Raw genomic sequence first — 18,143 nt, 5'->3', positions numbered from 1 at the left:
ACCGAGCCCGCCCGGTACGCCAACCTGTCCAACGACTTCGAGCAGCTCGAGGACGACATCGTCCGGGGCCGCAGGAAGATCGGCGACATGCAGCATGTCATCCCCGCCCGTCGTCCTCCCGCACGCCCACCACGCGCGCCATCTCCCGTTGGTAGCCGGCGTACGCGGCGCGCAGCGCCGGGCCCGGCCAGTCGGCGGGCAGCAGCGGGGGCGGGAGCACCGGGTCGGCGAGCAGGTGGCGCACGACGGCCGCGAAGGCGGCGAGCCGGGCGGCCGGGCGGTCCTCGCGGGCGACCAGGTCGAGCAGGGCGCGGGCGGTGGCCGACCAGGCGCCGAGCGGCCACAGCCGCGCCGCCGTCTCGCGCGCGGGACGGCCGGGGCGGGCCGTGTAGTGCTCGGCGACCCGGCCGAGGTCGTCCGGCAGCGGGCGGTCCAGGTTGGCGGGGCGCAGCCAGACGCCCTCGCGGAGTTCGGCGAGCCGCAGGCCGGCCAGCCGGGCGCGCAGCTCGGCGCGTTCGGCGGGGCCGCGGCCCGTCGCGGTGATCACGACCATCTCCCAGTCGCCGTGCCACGCGCGCGTGCGGGGCCGTACGGCCTCGTCCTGGCGGCGCTGGCGCTCCAGGAGCCGGTCGCTCAGGCGGTATCCGGTGTCCGTGCGCCGCAGGTCGCCGGCGGCCACCATGCGGCTGAGCGCGGCCCGCAGGGTGGAGCCGCCGACGCCGAAGGGCTCGACCGCGCGGGCCAGTTCACGGGCCGGCAGTTCGGCGGGGTGGGTGCCCAGCAGCAGGCTGAGCACGACGGACCGCGCGGACAGCGGCTGCGGTTCCGGCTCGCCGGGCCCGTCCGGCACGTTCCTGCGCATGGTCCCGTACTGTACGGGCCCGGTCTTCGTGTTGCAGTATTGCTGCGGTCGCAGTGACAGTGCAACACTCGCGGTATGGTCCCGACTCCCGCGCAGTTCCCGCACCCCGAGCACGGGGCGTACGACGCACCGGCCACGCACGCCGTGACCAACCAGCCCCCTCCCCCGGCCCCCTACGACGCGTCCGACGACGCGGCCCTGCTGGAAGGGCTGCGACGGGAGGGCGCCGGCTGGGCCGAGGAGGACATCAGGAGGCTCGGGAAGCGGGCCGGGAGCGCCGAGGCGCAGGAGTGGGGCGAGCAGGCGAACCGGTACGAGCCGGTGCTGCGCACGCACGACCGGTACGGCCACCGCGTCGACGAGGTCGACTTCCACCCGAGCTGGCACCACCTGATGCGCACGGCGGTCGCCGAGGGCCTGGCCGGCGCACCCTGGGCGGACGACCGGCCCGGAGCGCACGTCGCGCGCACCGCCGGCGGACTGGTCTGGGGACACACCGAGGCGGGGCACGGCTGCCCGACCTCCATGACGTACGCCGCCGTCCCCGCGCTGCGCGCCCAGCCGGACCTCGCCAAGGTGTACGAGCCCCTGCTGACCAGCCGGGAGTACGAACCCGGCCTGCGGGTGCCCACCCACAAGCGAGGGCTGCTGGCGGGCATGGGGATGACCGAGAAGCAGGGCGGGTCGGACGTGCGGACCAACACGACGGCGGCCACGCCCACCGCCGAACCGGGCGTCCACACGCTGCGTGGGCACAAGTGGTTCACGTCGGCGCCGATGTGCGACGTGTTCCTGGTGCTGGCGCAGGCGCCCGGCGGGCTGTCCTGCTTCCTGGTGCCGCGCGTCCTGCCCGACGGCACCCGCAACCCCTTCCGCATCCAGCGGCTGAAGGACAAGCTCGGCAACCGGTCCAACGCCTCCTCGGAGCCGGAGTTCGACGGGACCGTGGCCTGGCTGGTCGGGCCCGAGGGGCGCGGTGTCAAGACGATCATCGAGATGGTCAACTGCACCCGCCTGGACTGCGTGATGGCGTCGGCCACGCTGATGCGCAAGACGCTCGTGGAGGCCGGGCACCACGTGCGGCACCGCAGCGCGTTCGGCGCGCGGCTGATCGACCAGCCCTTGATGCGCAACGTGCTCGCCGACCTGGCACTGGAGTCCGAGGCCGCGACGGCACTCACGCTGCGGCTGGCCGGGGCGGCCGACCGTGCCGTGCGCGGGAACGCGGGCGAGGCGGCGTTCCGGCGGATCGCGACGGCCGTCGGCAAGTACTGGGTGACCAAGCGCGGCCCCGCCTTCACCGCGGAGGCCCTGGAGTGCCTGGGCGGCAACGGCTACGTGGAGGAGTCGGGCATGCCGCGCCACTACCGGGAGGCGCCGCTGCTGTCGATCTGGGAGGGGTCGGGGAACGTCAGCGCGCTCGACGTGCTGCGGGCGCTCGGCCGGGAGCCGGCGGCGGGCGAGGCGCTGTTCGGCGAACTCGCCCTGGCGCGCGGCGCGGACGCCCGGCTCGACGCGGCCGTGGCACGGCTGAAGGACCGGTTGACCGGGACGTCGCAGGCCGGCGCCCGGCGGCTGGTGGAGCTGATGGCCCTCACCCTCCAGGCGTCCCTGCTGGTGCGGTACGCGCCGCCCGCCGTCGCCGACGCCTTCTGCGCGAGCAGGCTGGGCGGCGACTGGGGGCACGCCTTCGGCACGCTGCCGGACGGCGCCGACCTCACGGCGGTGCTCGGCCGCGCACTGCCGGGCGCCCTCTGACCGGCCGGGCCCTTCCGGCCCTGACACCCCCGGTGACCTGCGGCGCGAGCCGCTGCGGAGGTGACTGTCAGTGGCGGGGTGCAGACTGGCCCGTGTCCGAGACGAAGACGTCGACCGCGACGTCGCGGAGGTGTGTGGCATGACCGAGGTCCTGCTTGCCGTGGGTACGCGCAAAGGCCTGTTCATCGGGCGCCGGCGGGGCGCCGCCTGGGAGTTCGACGAGAGTCCCTACTTCAACGCACAGGCGGTCCACGCGGTCGCCATCGACACCCGCGGCGACTCTCCGCGGCTGCTGGCCGGCGGTGACAGCGCGCACTGGGGCCCGTCGGTGTTCCACTCCGACGACCTGGGCCGGACCTGGACCGAACCGGCCCAGCCGGCCGTCAAGTTCCCCAAGGACACGGGCGCCTCGCTGGAGCGGGTGTGGCAGCTGCACCCGGCCGCGGCGGAACCGGACGTGGTGTACGCGGGCACGGAACCGGCCGCGCTGTACCGCTCCGAGGACCGCGGCGAGACCTTCGAGCTGGTCCGCCCGCTGTGGGAGCACCCCACACGCGACAAGTGGGTGCCGGGCGGCGGCGGTGAGGGCCTGCACACGATCCTCACCGACGGGCGCGACCCGCGGGCCGTGACGGTGGCCGTCTCGACGGCGGGCGTGTTCCGCACGACCGACGGCGGCGCGAGCTGGCAGCCGTCCAACTCGGGTGTGTCCGCGGTGTTCCTGCCCGACCCGAACCCGGAGTTCGGACAGTGCGTGCACAAGGTCGCGCGGGACGCGGCGAACCCGGACCGGCTGTACCTGCAGAACCACTGGGGGGTCTACCGCAGCGACGACTCGGGCGCGCACTGGACGGACATCGGCGAGGGCCTGCCCTCCACGTTCGGTTTCGCCGCGGCGGCCCACCCGCACCGCGGCGACACGGCGTACGTCTTCCCGATCAACGCCGACTCCGACCGGGTGCCGGCCGACCGGCGCTGCCGGGTGTTCCGCACGGCCGACGCGGGCGCGTCGTGGGAGCCGCTGACGGCGGGGCTGCCCCAGGACGACCACTACGGCACGGTGCTGCGCGACGCGATGTGCACCGACGACGCCGACACGGCGGGCGTGTACTTCGGCAACCGCAACGGCGAGGTGTTCGCCTCCGCCGACGACGGCGACAGCTGGCGGCAGCTCGCCTCGCACCTGCCGGACGTGCTGTGCGTGCGGGCCGCGGTGGTCGGATGAGAACTGCGGCTTCCCACACGTCGGGGCGGGGCGGGGGAGTCGGCGGTCCGGCCGTCCCCGGCCGGCCGCCGGGCGCGGGTTGATGTCCGCCGCCCGTACGGCAGTAGGGTGACGCCCGTGGCACCACGACCCTTGAACGAGATCGTCGAAGAAGGCTGGGCGAAAGCCCTCGAGCCCGTCGCCGGGCGCATCGCCGCCATGGGCGACTTCCTGCGAGGTGAGATCGCGGCCGGGCGCACCTACCTCCCGGCCGGGCCGAACGTCCTGCGGGCCTTCCAGCAGCCCTTCGACGACGTACGTGTCCTCATCGTCGGCCAGGACCCGTACCCGACCCCGGGGCACGCGGTGGGGCTGTCGTTCTCGGTCGCGCCCGAGGTGCGGCCGCTGCCCGGCAGCCTCATCAACATCTTCCGGGAGCTGAGCACCGACCTGGGGCTCCCCCAGCCGTCCAACGGCGACCTGACGCCGTGGACGCGGCAGGGAGTGCTGCTGCTCAACAGGGCGCTCACCACGGCACCCCGCAGTCCCGGCGCGCACCGCGGCAAGGGCTGGGAGGAGGTCACCGAGCAGGCCATCCGCGCGCTGGCCGCGCGCGGCAAACCGCTGGTGTCCATCCTGTGGGGCCGCGACGCGCGCAACCTCCGTCCGTTGCTCGGCAGCCTGCCCGCCGTGGAGTCCGCCCACCCGTCCCCCATGTCCGCCGACCGCGGCTTCTTCGGCTCCCGCCCGTTCAGCCGCGTCAACGAACTCCTGCTCCAGCAGGGCGCGGAGCCGGTGGACTGGCGCCTGCCGTGAGCGGGAGCGAGGGCGGGGCGCAGGCTCCGGCCGGGTTTCTCGCCGTGGACTCCGGGGGGTCCGGGCTGCGGGTCGTCGTCGGGGTTCCCGGGCGGGGGCCGCTGGCCCGGCGGGAGTCCCGGGAGCCGGTGCGGACCGGGACCCGGGGGATCGACCCCGGGCACCTGCTGGAGCAATTGGTGCCCGTGGCGCGGGCGTTGGCCGGCGAGGCCGGGGTGGCGCGGCTGGACACGGCCGTCATCGGTGCCGCCGGGCTCGCCACACTCGGTGACGCGCTGCGGGCCGAACTGCCGGGCGTGCTCGCGCGGGAACTGGGGGTGCGGGCGCTGGCTCTCGCCGCCGACGCCGTCACCGCGTACGTCGGGGCGCTCGGGCCGCGGCCCGGTGCGGTGGTCGCCGCCGGGACGGGTCTGATCGCCGTCGGCACCGACCTGGCCGCGTGGCGCCGCGCGGACGGCTGGGGACACCTGCTCGGCGACTGCGGCGGCGGCGCCTGGATCGGCCGCGCCGGTCTCGAGGCCGCGCTGCGCGCCCACGACGGCCGCGAGGGCGGCTCGGCGTGCCTGCGGGCCCGCGCCGAGGAGCGCTTCGGGCCGCCGGCCGGACTGCCCGGCGCGCTGTATCCGCGTGCCGACCGGGTCGCCGTACTGGCCTCCTTCGCCCCCGACGTGGCCGCCTGCGCCGACGACGACCCGGTCGCCGCGGACATCCTGCGCGCGGCGGCCCGGCACATGGCCGACTCCGCGTCCGCCGTCTGCCCGCCCGCCGACGAAGCCCGGATCGCCCTCACCGGCGGTCTGCTCAACATGGGCGCCCCGCTCCTGGACCCGCTGGCGGAGGAACTGGCCGAGCGGCTGCCGCACGCGGTGCGGGTCCCGGCCGAAGGCGACCCGCTGCACGGCTCGGTCCGGATCGCCGTCGACCTCGCCACCGGTTCGCTCGCCCTCCCGGTCGACGGCACCCTGCTCCACGTCGTGACCGGTACGCGTGACTGAAACCCGGTGACCGGAATGCGGTGGCCGAAAGGGGCCGTCGAATTCGGCGGTGCCTGCCCGGATTCCCACCCTCAAACCGGCAAAACCACCCGATCATCGCCGATCACTTTCGATTCGTACGTTACCCATCAGACAAAACCGGACGGATACCGCTCACCTGCACCCTCTCCGAACAGGGAAGCCCCGCAAGCAAGTAACATGCGGCGCCATGAGCTCCCCCACTGGGCCCGCGTCCGGCCTGCCAGTACGAATGCCGCGCCCCCGCCAGCCCGGACGGCACCGCCGTCCCGAGCCGCTGGCGGCGCCCGAGGGCGCGCCCGCGCTCGTCCTCGCGGTGCCGGGCACGCCCGGCACCGCCACGCGCAGCCTCGCCGAGGAGGTCGTGAGCATCGCGCGCTCCGAGCTGCCCGGCCTGGACGCGCGGATCGGGTACCTCGACGGGGACGACAACGAGTACCCCTCGCTGCAGATCGTGCTCACGCATGCCGCCGAGGAGCGCACCGCGCGCTACGAGCGGGCGCTCGCCGTCGGTGTGGACGCCAAGGAGCCCGAGGGCCCGGCCGCCGTCGTCGTGCCACTGCTCGCCGGCCCGGACGGCGCGCTGCTGCGCCGGCTGCGCCAGGCCGTGATGGACAGCCGCGTCGCGGCGGAGCTCACCGATGTGCTCGGCCCGCACCCGCTGCTCGCGGAGGCGCTGCACGTCCGGCTGTCCGAGGCCGGTCTGGCCCGCGCCGACCGCGCCCGCCTGTTCACCGTGGCCACCGCCGCCGACGGCATCATCCTCGCCTCTGTGGGCGGCGACGAGGCCGTGCAGGCGGCCGGTATCACCGGCATGCTGCTCGCCGCGCGCCTCGCCGTCCCGGTCATGGCCGCGGCGCTGGACCAGGAGGGCTCGATCGCGTCCGTCGCCGAGCAGCTGCGGTCCTCCGGTTCCCAGCAGCTGGCGCTGGCGCCCTACCTGATCGGCCCGGAGATCGAGCCGGCCCTGATCGAGGAGGCGGCCGGGGAGGCGGGCTGCCCCGCCTCGGAGCCGCTCGGCCCCTACCCGGCGATCGGCAAGCTGGCGCTGGCCAAGTACACGACGGCGCTGGGCATCACGCCGCAGCCGGCGCAGGGCACACCGGCCCGCTGACACCCGGCCCGGCCGCCCGCGCGGCACGGCCGGCCCTCTCACGGAACCCGTACGGCAAGGGCCCGCTCCCGGCGCAGGAGCGGGCCCTTCTTCTCGCCCGGGGGCGCGTGCAACCAGCAGCTCGGGCCTTGCCCGGGACAACGATCCCGGCCCAGCACGACCCGCAGTTCGGGCTCCTGCCCGCGACGGCCGGCACTCAGGACCCAGCCCGGGGCAACCCGCCGCTCCGGCCCGCCGCCGACGACCGGGGCCGGTCAGCCGAAGATCACGCAGGACGCTGCCGGGATCCGCGTGGAGCCGGCGCGGCGGGGCAGGCCGGTCGTCGGGTCGACGGCGAACCAGGTGACGTCGCCGGAGCGCTCGTTCGCCGCGTACAGGACGCCGTGGGACTCCGCGATCGCCCGGGGCCAGTGGCCGCCGCAGGGCACGGTCGCCACCAGCCGCAGCCCGTCGCCCTCGGCGGCGAGCACGGAGAGCACGTCCTCGCCCCGGGTGGCCGTCCACACGAACCGGCCGTCGGGCGAGACGACGACGCCCGACGGGTACGCGTCACCGGCCGGTGCGCCGGGCAGCAGCGGGACCTCCGCCAGTGGCTTGAGCGAGCCCTCGGCGGCGTCCCAGCGGCACACCGCGACGGTCGGGGTGAGTTCGTTGACCACGTAGGCGTGCGAGCCGTCCGGGTGGAAGGCCAGGTGCCGGGGGCCCGAGCCGGGGCGCAGGGCGATCTCGCGGTGCAGTTCGAGGCCGGCCGCGGTCAGGGCGCACACCCGGACCGAGTCCGTGCCGAGGTCGACGCTCACGGCCCATCGGCCGCTGGGGTCGGGCTGCACCTGGTGGGCGTGCGGGCCCTGCTGGCGCGGGGTGTACGGGCCCGCGCCGGTGTGCTGGAGGACCGCGCTCGGGGCGCCGGCGAGGGTGCCGTCGGCGCGGACGGGCACGGCGGTGACGCTGCCGGAGCCGTAGTTGGCGGTCAGGACGTGACCGGCGAACACACTGAGGTGGGTGGGCCCGTCGCCGACGCGCACGGGCGGCCCGGCGGGTTCGGGCACGTCGCCGGTGATGTCGTACGCGGCGACCTTGCCGTCGGTGGTCTCGCTGACCGCGTAGAGGGTGCGTCCGTCCGGCGCGAGCGCCAGGTAGGAGGGGTCGGGCACGCCGTTCAGGCTGCTCAGCACCGTGAGCGCGCCGTCGGCGGCCACGGCCGCCGTCACGATGCCGGGGCCGCCGCCCGCCGTGAACGACCCGATGAACGCCCGCTGCCGCCGACCGCCGTCTGCCACCGCTGTCCCCTCTCGTCCTGTGCCGTCGGGGGTGACGGTAGCAGCCGGTCGCAGGAGGTCTAGACCAAATGAGTGATGTGGCGCCGGGCCGCGCGGCGCCGGTCGGCTCCCCGGCGCCGGGGACACCTCAGGCGCCCACCAGCGGTGAGCCGGGCGGGATCCGCAGCCAAGTCGCCAGTTCCGACAGGGCGCGCTCCAGGCCGTGCAGGTGGGCCAGGGCCGGTTCCGCGGCGGGCGTCCGGGGCTCGGCGGGCCCGGGCGCCTCCGCTCCGCCGCCGGTCAGCGCCTCGACCGCCGCCTCGACCCGCCGGCAGGCCGCGGCCAGCCGGGCGTCGTGGGAGGCCTCGGGGTCGGCGGCGACGGCGACCAGGCCGCGGATCTCCCGCGCGCACTCGTCGAGGAGGTCGAGCACCCGGCGGGCCCGCGCCTTGCGCCCGCGCATCGGGTTGAGCGGGTGCATCAGCGGCGCGACCGACAGGCGCACCCGGCCGAGCAGCTGCTCCAGCTCGGCGACGCGCGGCGCCGGGTCGGCGTGCGCGTCGCCCGCGAGCCGTGCGGCGGTCTCGGCGGTGCAGGCACGGACGCAGCGCAGCGCCCGCTGGATCCAGGCGTCGGTGACGGCGTGGGTGGTGACGGGCAGCACGAACAGCACGGCGAGCACCGCGCCGAGCGCCCCCACGCCGGTCTCCACCAGCCGCAGGGCGAGCAGCGCGGGTTCGAGGACGCCGAGCAGGCCGTAGAGCAGCTCGGCGAGCAGGGTCACCCAGAGCATCATCCAGGTGTAGGAGACGGCGGCCGTGTAGAAGATGCCGAAGACGCAGACGGCGGTGAGGACGGCCGTGGGCACGGGCGCGCCGTCCACCGGGAGCGCGACGAGCAGGCCGAGGCCGATGCCGATGACCGTGCCGAGGACGCGCCGGAAGCCGCGTACCAGGGTCTCGCCGCGCGAGGTGGTGTTGACGAAGATCCACCAGGTGGCGCCGACCGCCCAGTACCAGCGCTGCCCGGACACCAGCTGGCCCACGACGAGGGCGAAGGCGGCGCCGGCGGTCGCCTGGACGGCCTGGCGGGTGGTGACCCGGGCCAGGCCGGTGCCGCCGGGCGGGGCGGGCACGGGGGCCGGGGGCAGCCGGCGCTCGTAGCACCACACGCCGAAGCGGACCGCGGCGGCGGACAGCACGGACAGGACGACGGAGGCGCACAGCTCGGGGAGCCGGCCGGGGGTGGCGTGCAGGAACTGCGCCACGAAGAAGGTCATGAACGCGAAGACGCCGAGGCTGTGGCCGCGCGGCCCCCAGCGGCGGGCGTAGACACCCGCGCCGACGACGGCGAGGAAGGTCAGGTCGCGGGCGACGGGCTGGTCGTGCAGCTCCGCGGCGGCGGCCAGGACCGGGAGGCCGACGACCGGGAGCAGCGCGGTGGTGACCGCCTGCGCGCGGACCGTGGCGTCGGTGACGGTGAACAGGGCGAGCAGCGCGGCGAGCCCGCCGGTGACGGCGCCCGCGAGAGAGTGTCCCGCGAGGCCGCAGACCACGACGGCGAGCCCGATACCGAGGACGGCGCGGGCCGCGAAGCGCAGCCGGGTCCGCCCGGGGTCCGGAGCGACGAACACCCTCTTCAGCACTGGTTACCGCCTCCTTCGGGCGCGTTCACCAAGACCGGTGTACAGGCCATGAATACCCGCATGGAAAAGGCGCCGCGGGGTCCGCAGCGCCATCGACGCCTCCATCTCAGCATCCTTCCCACCGCTGGCTCAACTCGACCCCGCCGAGCAGGGCCATTGGTACAGCTCGGGCAGCGCCCTGACAGCCGGGTGCGGGCCAACGGATCACGGGGCGGCGGTACGGCCGGGGCGCGGGCCGGTGGGCCGTTGGTACAGTCGGTGATGATCAACGGCGTAGGAGGAGGGCGGTCGCCATGGCCGTCGACGAGCTCGACACCCGCATCCTGCGGCTCCTGCTGGAGCAGCCCCGGACGAGCGTGCGGGAGTACGCCCGCATCCTCAAAGTGGCGCGCGGCACGCTCCAGGCCCGCCTGGACCGGCTGGAACGGGACGGCGTGATCACGGGCACGGCCCCGGCCCTCTCCCCCGCCGCGCTCGGTTACCCGGTGCTGGCGTTCGTGCACATCGAGGTCACCCAGGGGCATCTGGACGACGTGGGCGACGCGCTCGCCGCGGTGCCGGAGATCGTGGAGGCCTTCTCGATCACCGGCGGCGGGGATCTGCTCGCCCGGGTCGTGGCGCGGGACAACGCCCACCTCGAGGACCTGATCCAGAAGCTGATCAGCCTGCCCGGCGTGGTCCGTACCCGTACGGAGGTCGCGCTGCGCGAGCGCGTCCCGCACCGGCTGCTGCCGCTGGTGGAGTCGATCGGGCGCGCGGCCCGGCCCTGACCGCGCGTCCCGGACGCGCACCGGCCTTTGCCATCCTGTCCCCATGGGCACACTCGGCGCGACCGCGGTCGTCTTCGATCTCGACGGCACGCTGGTGGACAGCGAACCGAACTACTACGAGGCGGGCCGGCAGCTCCTCGCCGGGCACGGCGTCCCGGACTTCACCTGGGCGGACCACGAGCGGTACGTCGGGATCAGCACGCGGGAGACGGTGACGCTCTGGAAGGAGCGCTACGGGCTGCGCGCCTCGGTCGGGGAACTGCTCGCCGACAAGAACCGCCGCTATCTGGCGCTGGCGCGGGCGGGCACGCGCGTGTATCCCGAGATGCGCGAGTTCGTCGGGCTGCTCGCGGCGGAGGGCGTTCCCATGGCGGTGGCCTCCGGCTCCTCCCCCGAGGCGATCGGGGCGATTCTCGCCGGGACTGGTCTGGACGCGTACCTGCGGACGGTCGTCTCGGCCGACGAGGTGCCGCGCGGCAAGCCGGCGCCCGACGTGTTCCTGACGGCGGCCCGGCGGCTCGGCGCCGACCCGGCCGACTGCGTGGTCCTGGAGGACGCCGCCCCCGGGGTCGCCGCGGCACACGCGGCCGGGATGCGGTGCATCGCCCTGCCCTGTGTCGCAGCCCACGCGGACGCGCCGGAGTTCGCCACGGCCGACCTGCTGCTGCGCGGCGGACAGCGGGAGTTCAGCGCCCGGGCCGCCTTCGACTGGCTGGCACGGTCCGGGGCGGGGGGCTGAGGCCGGGCGCGTGGTGTGTGCCGGGGGCTGAGGCGGCTGGTGGGCCGGGGCAGGCCCATGAGAGGGCCCCGCGGTCCGCACCGGCCGCCGTGCGGACCCGCCACCGGCGATCGAGGTCCGGGCCCCTCTACTCCTCCTCGACCCCCAGCAACCGCAGGTACAAGGCCGTCGCGTCCCGGACGCACTGCTCGTGCGTGTCCGGCCGTGCGGCGCTCTGCCGGGCGAACTCGACGCACAGGGCACCGACCGCACGCGCCACGGCGAGGGGGTCGGCGGCCGGGTGGGCGCGGCCCCCGGCGGTCAGGCGGCGGATGTAGCGGGCGTGCCGGTGCACCGGGCGTTCACGGATCTCCTGCCACAGCTCCGCCAGCCCCGCGTCGGTGCGCGCCCGCTGCTCCACCTGTCCCAGCAGCGGCAGGTGGCGCGCATAGGCGGCGACGAACGCGCCGACGGACGCCTCGGCGACGGCGCGGACGTCGTCCGTGTCGACGCCCGGCACGTCCTGCGCGGCGAGGAACGCGTCCCGGACGCGCGCCGCGAGGACGCGGAAGATCTCCTCCTTGGAGGCGAAGTACACGTAGAAACCCGCCCGGGACACCCCCGCCTCGGCGGTGATCTCGGCGACGGTCGCCGGGCCGTGGCCGAGCCGGGCGAAGACGGCCTCGGCGGCGTCCAGGAGCCGGGCGCGGGCGGGCGCCTCGCTGCGGTCGCGGGCGGTGCGGACGGACCAGGCGTGGGATGAGCGTGCCACGCGGCCAGCGTATTGACGTTGACGTCAATGTCAATCAGCATGACCGGGCCGAGCGTTGACGTCCTGGAGGGGCTCCATGGGTTCTGCCGCCGTACTGGTCGCCAACCGCGGGGAGATCGCCGTACGCGTGCTGCGGTCGGCGTCGGAGGCCGGGCTGCGCACGGTCGCGGTGTGGGCCGGGGACGACGACGCGCACGTACGGGCGGCGGACGAGGCGGTGCGGGTCGGTGACTATCTGGACGCGCCGGCCCTGCTCGCCGCGGCCGAGCGCACGGGCTGCGGTCTGCTGCACCCGGGGTACGGGTTCCTGAGCGAGGACGCCGGGTTCGCGCGGCGGTGTGCGGCGGCCGGGGTCGGCTTCGTCGGCCCGTCCCCCGAGGTGCTCGACGTCTTCGGCGACAAGGCGCGGGCGCGGGAGCTGGCGGCCTCGCTGGGTGTTCCCGTGCTGGCGGGCAGCGGCGGGGGCGCCGGGCCGGACCGGGCGCGGGAGCTGCTCGCCGGCGGGCCCGTGATGATCAAGGCGGTGGGCGGGGGCGGCGGGCGCGGCATGCGGGTCGTGCGGCGCGCCGAGGAACTGGCGGAGGCCTGGGAGCGGTGCCGGTCGGAGGCCGAGGCGGGTTTCGGCCGGGGCGAACTGTACGTGGAGCGGCTGCTGGAGGGCGCCCGGCACGTCGAGGTGCAGGTCGTCGGGGACGCGACAGGGGCAGTGACGCATCTGTGGGACCGGGACTGCAGCGCGCAGCGCCGCCACCAGAAGCTGATCGAGATCGCCCCGGCGCCCGGACTGCCCGCCGCCGTGCGGGAGAGGCTGCTCGGCAGTGCGCTGCGCATGGCCGGGGCCGCGCGCTGCACGAGCCTGGTCACCTTCGAATTCCTGGTCAGGGACGGTGAGTTCTTCTTCATCGAGGCCAATCCCCGGCTCCAGGTGGAGCACACCGTCACCGAGGAGGTCACCGGCGTCGACCTGGTCGCCGCGCAGTTGCGGCTGGCGGCCGGTGGGACGCTGGCCGGGCTCGGCCTGGCGGGCGCGCCGGCCGAGCCCCGCGGGTTCGCCGTGCAGGCGCGGGTGAACGCCGAGGTGACGGGCGCGGACGGCGGGGTGCGTCCGTCGGCCGGGCGGATCACGCGCTTCGACGTGCCGACCGGTCCGGGCGTCCGGGTCGACACGGCGGTGCGGGCGGGCGTGGAGGTGGGCGTGCGCTACGACTCGCTGCTCGCCAAGGTGATCGCGCACGTGCCGCACGGCGATGCGGGCGCCGCCTGCGCGCGGGCCCACCGGGCGCTGGGCGAGTTCGCGGTGGAAGGGGTGTGGACGGGGATCGGGCTGGTGCGTGCCGTTCTCGCGCGGCCGGACTTCTGGGCGCGGCCGGGCGTGGTGGAGGAGGCGGCACGGGCGGTCGCCGAGGAGGCGGCCCCGCCGGCCGGGGAGGGCATGGTGGTGGCGCCGATGAGCGGGACCGTCGTCGCCGTGGACGTGTCGCCCGGTGACGTGGTGCGCGGCGGCCGGCAGTTGCTGGTGGTCGAGGCCATGAAGATGGAGCACGTGGTGCTGGCGCCCGGTTCCGGGGTCGTGGACGTGGTGCACGCGCGCGTGGGCGAAACCGTCGCCGAGGGCGCCCTGCTGGTCACGCTGGCGGAGGTCGCCGAGGACGGGACGGGCGCGGGGGCCGAGGAGCGGGTCGATCCCGGTGCCGTGCGCCCGGATCTGGCCGAGGTGCGGCGGCGGCACGCCTTCGGGCTCGACGCGAACCGTCCGGAGGCGGTGGCGAAACGGCACGCGGCCGGTCGCCGCACCGCCCGCGAGAACATCGACGACCTGTGTGACGCGGGATCGTTCACCGAGTTCGGGGCGCTGGCGGTGGCCGCCCAGCGGCGGCGCCGCTCCCTGGACGACCTGATCCGGTCCACCCCGGCCGACGGCATGGTCACCGGCACCGGCCGCGTCGACGGCTCGGCGTGCGTGGTGATGTCGTACGACTACACGGTCCTCGCGGGCACGCAGGGCGTGCAGAACCACCGGAAGACCGACCGGATGCTGGAGCTGGCCGGGCAGCGGCGGCTGCCCGTCGTGCTGTTCGCGGAGGGCGGCGGAGGGCGGCCCGGCGACACGGACACCACGTCGGTGGCGGGCCTGCACGTGACGACGTTCCACCGGATGGGCACGCTGAGCGGGCTGGTGCCGCTGGTCGGTGTCGCGTCGGGGCGGTGCTTCGCGGGCAACGCGGCGCTGCTCGGCTGCTGCGACGTCGTGATCGCCACGCCCGAGGCGACGATCGGGATGGGCGGGCCCGCGATGATCGAGGGCGGCGGGCTCGGCGTGTTCCGGCCGGAGGAGGTCGGCCCGCTGTCGGTCCAGGTGCCGAACGGGGTCGTGGACATCGCGGTCGCCGACGAGGCGGAGGCGGTGCGGGTGGCCCGGCAGTACCTGTCCTACTTCCGTGGCGCGCGGGCGGGCTGGGAGGCGCCGGACCAGCGGCTGCTGCGGCACGCGGTGCCGGAGAACCGGCGGCGGGCCTACGACGTGCGCCGTGTCGTCACGGGCCTGGCGGACACGGACGCGGTGCTGGAGCTGCGGTCCGGGTTCGGCGCCGGCGTGCTGACGTTCCTGGTCCGCGTCGAGGGCCGTCCCATGGGGCTGATCGCCAGCAACCCCGGCCACCTGGGCGGGGCGATCGACCGGGACGCGGCCGACAAGACGGCCCGCTTCCTCCAGCTGTGCGACGCGTTCGGCCTGCCGGTCGTGTCCCTGTGCGACACGCCGGGCTTCATGGTGGGCCCGGACGCCGAACGGACCGCCACGGTACGGCACTTCGCGCGGCTGTTCGTGACCGGCGCGAACCTGCGGGTGCCGCTGGTCAGCCTGGTGCTGCGCAAGGCGTACGGGCTGGGCGCGATGGCGATGATGGGCGGTTCCACGCGGGCCCCGCTGGCCACGGCGGCGTGGCCGAGCGGCGAGTTCGGCGGCATGGGTCTGGAGGGCGCCGTACGGCTCGGCTACCGCAAGGAGCTGGCGGCGATCGAGGACCCGGCCGAACGGACCCGGGCGTTCGAGGCGCGCGTCGCCGAACTGTACGAGCACGGCAAGGCGGTGAACGCGGCGGCGGCGCTGGAGATCGACGCGGTGATCGACCCGGCGGCCTCACGGGAGTGGATCCTGGCCGCGCTGGACGACTGCCCCGAGATGCCGACCGCACAGCGGCGGTTCGTCGACACCTGGTAGAGGGCGCGCCCGGCCGGACGGCCGGAACCGGTGCCTCCCGGCCCGTTGACGCTGCTCCGCCCCGTACCTATCGTCTGGTCGGTCACCCGCACATCATTCGAAATACCGAACGCTGTGTGCGGGAGGACTGACCGGCACCGTCCCTTCCGTGGACCCATGGAGGAGCACCCATGGCACCGCCCCTGTCCAGACGAACCCTTCTCCAGGCCGCGACCGGGGCCGCGGCGGCGTCCGCGGGCTCCCTCGCGGGCGCCGGGCGAGGTCTCGCCGCGTCCGGAGGCGGCGCGGCGTCCGGGGCGCCCGCCGCCTGGACCGTGCGGCCGTTCGCCCTGGAGGACGTCACGCTCCGGCCCGGCCTGTTCGCCGCCAAACGCGAGCTGATGCTGGAGCACGCCCGCGGCTACGACGTGAACCGGCTGGTCCAGGTGTTCCGCGCCAACGCGGGCCTGCCCACCGGGGACGCGGTGGCCCCCGGCGGCTGGGAGGGCCTGGACGGCGAGGCCAACGGCAACCTGCGCGGGCACTACACCGGCCACTTCCTCACCATGCTCGCCCAGGCCCACCGGAGCACCGGGGAGCGGGTGTTCGCCGACAAGACGGACACCGTCGTCACGGCGCTGACCGAGGTGCGCGAGGCGCTGCGCCGCGACCCGGCCGTGCTGAGCACCCGCGGCCGGTTCGGCACCGCCGTGGAGAACGTCCGCGGCTCCTGCCAGTACGTCGACCTGCCCGCCGGAGTCCTCGGCAATGCTTCCGCGATCACCCTGTCCGCGTGGGTGCGCCCCGCGCACGCCGGGAACTGGGCCCGCGTCCTCGACTGCGGCGACGGCACGACCCGCTACCTGTACCTCGCCGCCCGCAACGGCAACGGCGTGCCCCGCTTCGCCATCACCGCCTCCGGGCCCGGCGGCGAGCAGGGCCTGAACGGCACGGCACCCCTGCCGCTCGACGCGTGGAGCCACCTGGCCGTGACCCTCGCGGACGGCACCGGCACGCTCTACGTCAACGGCACCGCCGTCGCCCGCGACACGGCGATGACGCTGACCCCGGCGGCCCTCGGCACGCTCACGCACCACTGGCTCGGCCGCTCCGCCTTCCCCGCCGACCCGGTGTTCGCGGGCGCCTTCGAGGAGTTCCACGTCTGGTCACGGGCCCTGACCGCCACCGAGATCGGCCAGTTGCAGAGGGCCCCGGCGGCCGACACCCCGGCCGGACGCGGCGACCTCGCCTCCTACGGCTTCGGCGAGACGGCCGGGAGCACCTTCGCGGACGCCTCCGGCCGGGACCTGACCGCCACCCTGCGCCGCACCTGGGGCGGGCCGAGCCATCCCGGCTTCCTCGCGGCGTACCCCGAGACGCAGTTCATCGACCTGGAGTCGATGACCGGCAGCGACTACACGAAGGTGTGGGCGCCGTACTACACCGCGCACAAGATCCTGCGCGGGCTGCTCGACGCCCGTCTCGCCACCGGCGACGAGCGGGCGCTGGACCTGGCGTCCGGCATGGCCGACTGGATGCACTCCCGGCTGTCGAAACTGCCCGCGGCCACCCTGCAGCGCATGTGGGGGATCTTCTCCAGCGGCGAGTTCGGCGGCATCGTGGAGGCCCTGTGCGACCTGCACACGATCACAGGGAAGGCCGAACACCTCGCGCTTGCCCGCCTGTTCGACCTGGACCGGCTCATCGACGCGTGCGCCGGCGACCGCGACGTCCTCGACGGCCTGCACGCCAACCAGCACATACCGATCTTCACCGGGTACGTGCGGCTGTACGACGAGACGGGTGAGGAGCGCTACCTCACGGCCGCGAGGAACTTCTGGGACATGGTCGTACCGGGCCGCATGTACGGCATCGGCGGCACCAGCACCGGCGAGTTCTGGAAGGCCCCCGGAATCGTCGCGGGCACGATCGGCGCGACGACCGCCGAGACGTGCTGCGCGTACAACATGCTCAAGCTGAGCCGGACGCTGTTCTTCCACGAGCAGGACCCGAAGTACATGGAGTACTACGAGCGGGCCCTCTACAACCAGGTGCTCGGCTCCAAGCAGGACCGGCCCGACGCGGAGAAGCCGCTCGTCACCTACTTCATCGGCCTCACGCCCGGCCATGTCCGGGACTACACGCCCAAGCAGGGCACCACCTGCTGCGAGGGCACCGGCATGGAGAGCGCCACCAAGTACCAGGACTCGGTGTACTTCGCGCGGGCCGACGGCAGCGCCCTGTACGTCAACCTCTACAGCCCCTCCACGCTGACATGGGCCGAGAAGGGCGTCACCGTCACGCAGACCACCGACTACCCCAGGGAGCAGGGCAGCACGCTCGCCATCGGGGGCGGCGGCGCCTCCTTCGAACTGCGGCTGCGCGTGCCGGCCTGGGCGGACGCCGGATTCCGGGTGACGGTCAACGGCCGCGCCGTGCCCGGGAACCCGGTGCCCGGCAGCTACTTCGGCGTGTCCCGGAACTGGCGCGGCGGCGACACCGTACGGGTGTCCGTGCCGTTCCGGCTGCGGGTGGAGAAAGCCCTCGACGACCCGACGCTGCAGACCCTCTTCCTCGGGCCGGTCAACCTCGTCGCCCGCGACCCGGCGACCGCGCACCTGAAGGTCGGCCTCTACCGCAACGCGGGCCTCTCCGGCGATCTGCTGCCGAGCCTCACCCCCGTGCCCGGCACGCCGCTGCACTTCACGCTGGACGGCGTCGAGTGGGCGCCGTTCCATGAGGGCACCGAGGACCCGACACACGCGTACGTCCGCCGGTCCGAGCCGCGCGTGGTGTTCGGCGGCATCGACGCCGGCGTCGCCAACCCGGCGAAGGCCGACGGCACCACACTGCTGGACGAGATCTGGGCCGGGGCACCGTTCGCCGGCAAGGGGGCGCTCATGGCGCGGGTGCGGTCCACCGTGGCGGCCTGGGTCTCCGCCGGGCTGCTCGCGGAGGCCGACGGCGCACAGGTGGTGAGCACGGCACGGCGGGCCACGTACGCGCCCTGAGG

General features: G+C 75.2%; 13 protein-coding genes. 9 read left to right on the top strand and 4 right to left on the bottom strand.

Translation table 11 applies throughout. The features are described 5' to 3' along the window. Positions 1 to 97 precede the first annotated feature (97 nt). A complete protein-coding gene (locus AB0M97_RS25830) occupies positions 98 to 862 on the bottom strand; it encodes a PaaX family transcriptional regulator C-terminal domain-containing protein (RefSeq protein ID WP_365963361.1) in 765 nt (254 codons plus the stop codon). Between the two features lie 75 nt (positions 863 to 937). On the opposite strand from AB0M97_RS25830, the gene AB0M97_RS25825 reads away from it, so the two are divergent. The 5 genes from AB0M97_RS25825 (at position 938) to AB0M97_RS25805 (ending at position 6,767) form a co-directional block, all read left to right on the top strand. Beyond that, positions 938 to 2,620 (top strand): acyl-CoA dehydrogenase family protein, encoded by a 1,683-nt coding sequence (locus AB0M97_RS25825; RefSeq protein WP_365963360.1) that lies wholly within the window; start codon positions 938 to 940, stop codon positions 2,618 to 2,620. Between the two features lie 70 nt (positions 2,621 to 2,690). Next, positions 2,691 to 3,845, top strand: a complete 1,155-nt coding sequence (locus AB0M97_RS25820) for a sialidase family protein (protein ID WP_365963359.1) — start codon at positions 2,691 to 2,693, stop codon at positions 3,843 to 3,845. Positions 3,846 to 3,962: 117 nt separating this feature from the next. Further along, a complete protein-coding gene (locus tag AB0M97_RS25815; protein WP_365963358.1) occupies positions 3,963 to 4,640 on the top strand; it encodes a uracil-DNA glycosylase in 678 nt (225 codons plus the stop codon). Continuing rightward, positions 4,637 to 5,635 (top strand): BadF/BadG/BcrA/BcrD ATPase family protein, encoded by a 999-nt coding sequence (locus tag AB0M97_RS25810; protein WP_365963357.1) that lies wholly within the window; start codon positions 4,637 to 4,639, stop codon positions 5,633 to 5,635. The genes AB0M97_RS25815 and AB0M97_RS25810 overlap by 4 nt, the downstream gene beginning before the upstream one ends. 208 nt (positions 5,636 to 5,843) lie before the next feature. Next, on the top strand, positions 5,844 to 6,767 hold the full coding sequence (locus tag AB0M97_RS25805; RefSeq protein ID WP_365963356.1) for a hypothetical protein: 924 nt from the start codon (positions 5,844 to 5,846) through the stop codon (positions 6,765 to 6,767). Between the two features lie 254 nt (positions 6,768 to 7,021). Here AB0M97_RS25805 and AB0M97_RS25800 read toward each other — a convergent pair whose 3' ends face one another. Together AB0M97_RS25800 and AB0M97_RS25795 are read right to left on the bottom strand one after the other, a co-directional pair. After that, on the bottom strand, positions 7,022 to 8,047 hold the full coding sequence (locus AB0M97_RS25800) for a lactonase family protein (RefSeq protein WP_365963355.1): 1,026 nt from the start codon (positions 8,045 to 8,047) through the stop codon (positions 7,022 to 7,024). A gap of 127 nt (positions 8,048 to 8,174) precedes the next feature. Beyond that, the gene (locus tag AB0M97_RS25795; protein WP_365963354.1) at positions 8,175 to 9,671 is read right to left on the bottom strand and encodes an FUSC family protein; all 1,497 of its coding nucleotides are present in this window, start codon (positions 9,669 to 9,671) and stop codon (positions 8,175 to 8,177) included. A 293-nt stretch (positions 9,672 to 9,964) separates the two neighbouring features. On the opposite strand from AB0M97_RS25795, the gene AB0M97_RS25790 reads away from it, so the two are divergent. Next, positions 9,965 to 10,441: an Lrp/AsnC family transcriptional regulator gene (locus tag AB0M97_RS25790; RefSeq protein WP_365963353.1), complete on the top strand. Its 477-nt coding sequence runs from the start codon at positions 9,965 to 9,967 to the stop codon at positions 10,439 to 10,441. A 43-nt stretch (positions 10,442 to 10,484) separates the two neighbouring features. Then, positions 10,485 to 11,180, top strand: a complete 696-nt coding sequence (locus AB0M97_RS25785; protein ID WP_365963352.1) for an HAD family phosphatase — start codon at positions 10,485 to 10,487, stop codon at positions 11,178 to 11,180. Between the two features lie 127 nt (positions 11,181 to 11,307). Here AB0M97_RS25785 and AB0M97_RS25780 read toward each other — a convergent pair whose 3' ends face one another. Next, a complete protein-coding gene (locus AB0M97_RS25780; RefSeq protein ID WP_365963351.1) occupies positions 11,308 to 11,931 on the bottom strand; it encodes a helix-turn-helix domain-containing protein in 624 nt (207 codons plus the stop codon). Positions 11,932 to 12,007: 76 nt separating this feature from the next. On the opposite strand from AB0M97_RS25780, the gene AB0M97_RS25775 reads away from it, so the two are divergent. Further along, entirely contained in the window at positions 12,008 to 15,151 is a 3,144-nt protein-coding gene (locus AB0M97_RS25775; protein ID WP_365963350.1) for a carboxyl transferase domain-containing protein, read from the top strand. Positions 15,152 to 15,321: 170 nt separating this feature from the next. After that, positions 15,322 to 18,141, top strand: a complete 2,820-nt coding sequence (locus AB0M97_RS25770) for a beta-L-arabinofuranosidase domain-containing protein (protein ID WP_365963349.1) — start codon at positions 15,322 to 15,324, stop codon at positions 18,139 to 18,141. The last annotated feature ends 2 nt before the right edge of the window (positions 18,142 to 18,143 follow it).

The organism is Streptomyces sp. NPDC051207 (assembly GCF_040682395.1).
Taxonomy (GTDB): Bacteria; Actinomycetota; Actinomycetes; order Streptomycetales; family Streptomycetaceae; genus Streptomyces.
This window is presented reverse-complemented; position numbering and strand designations above follow the sequence as displayed.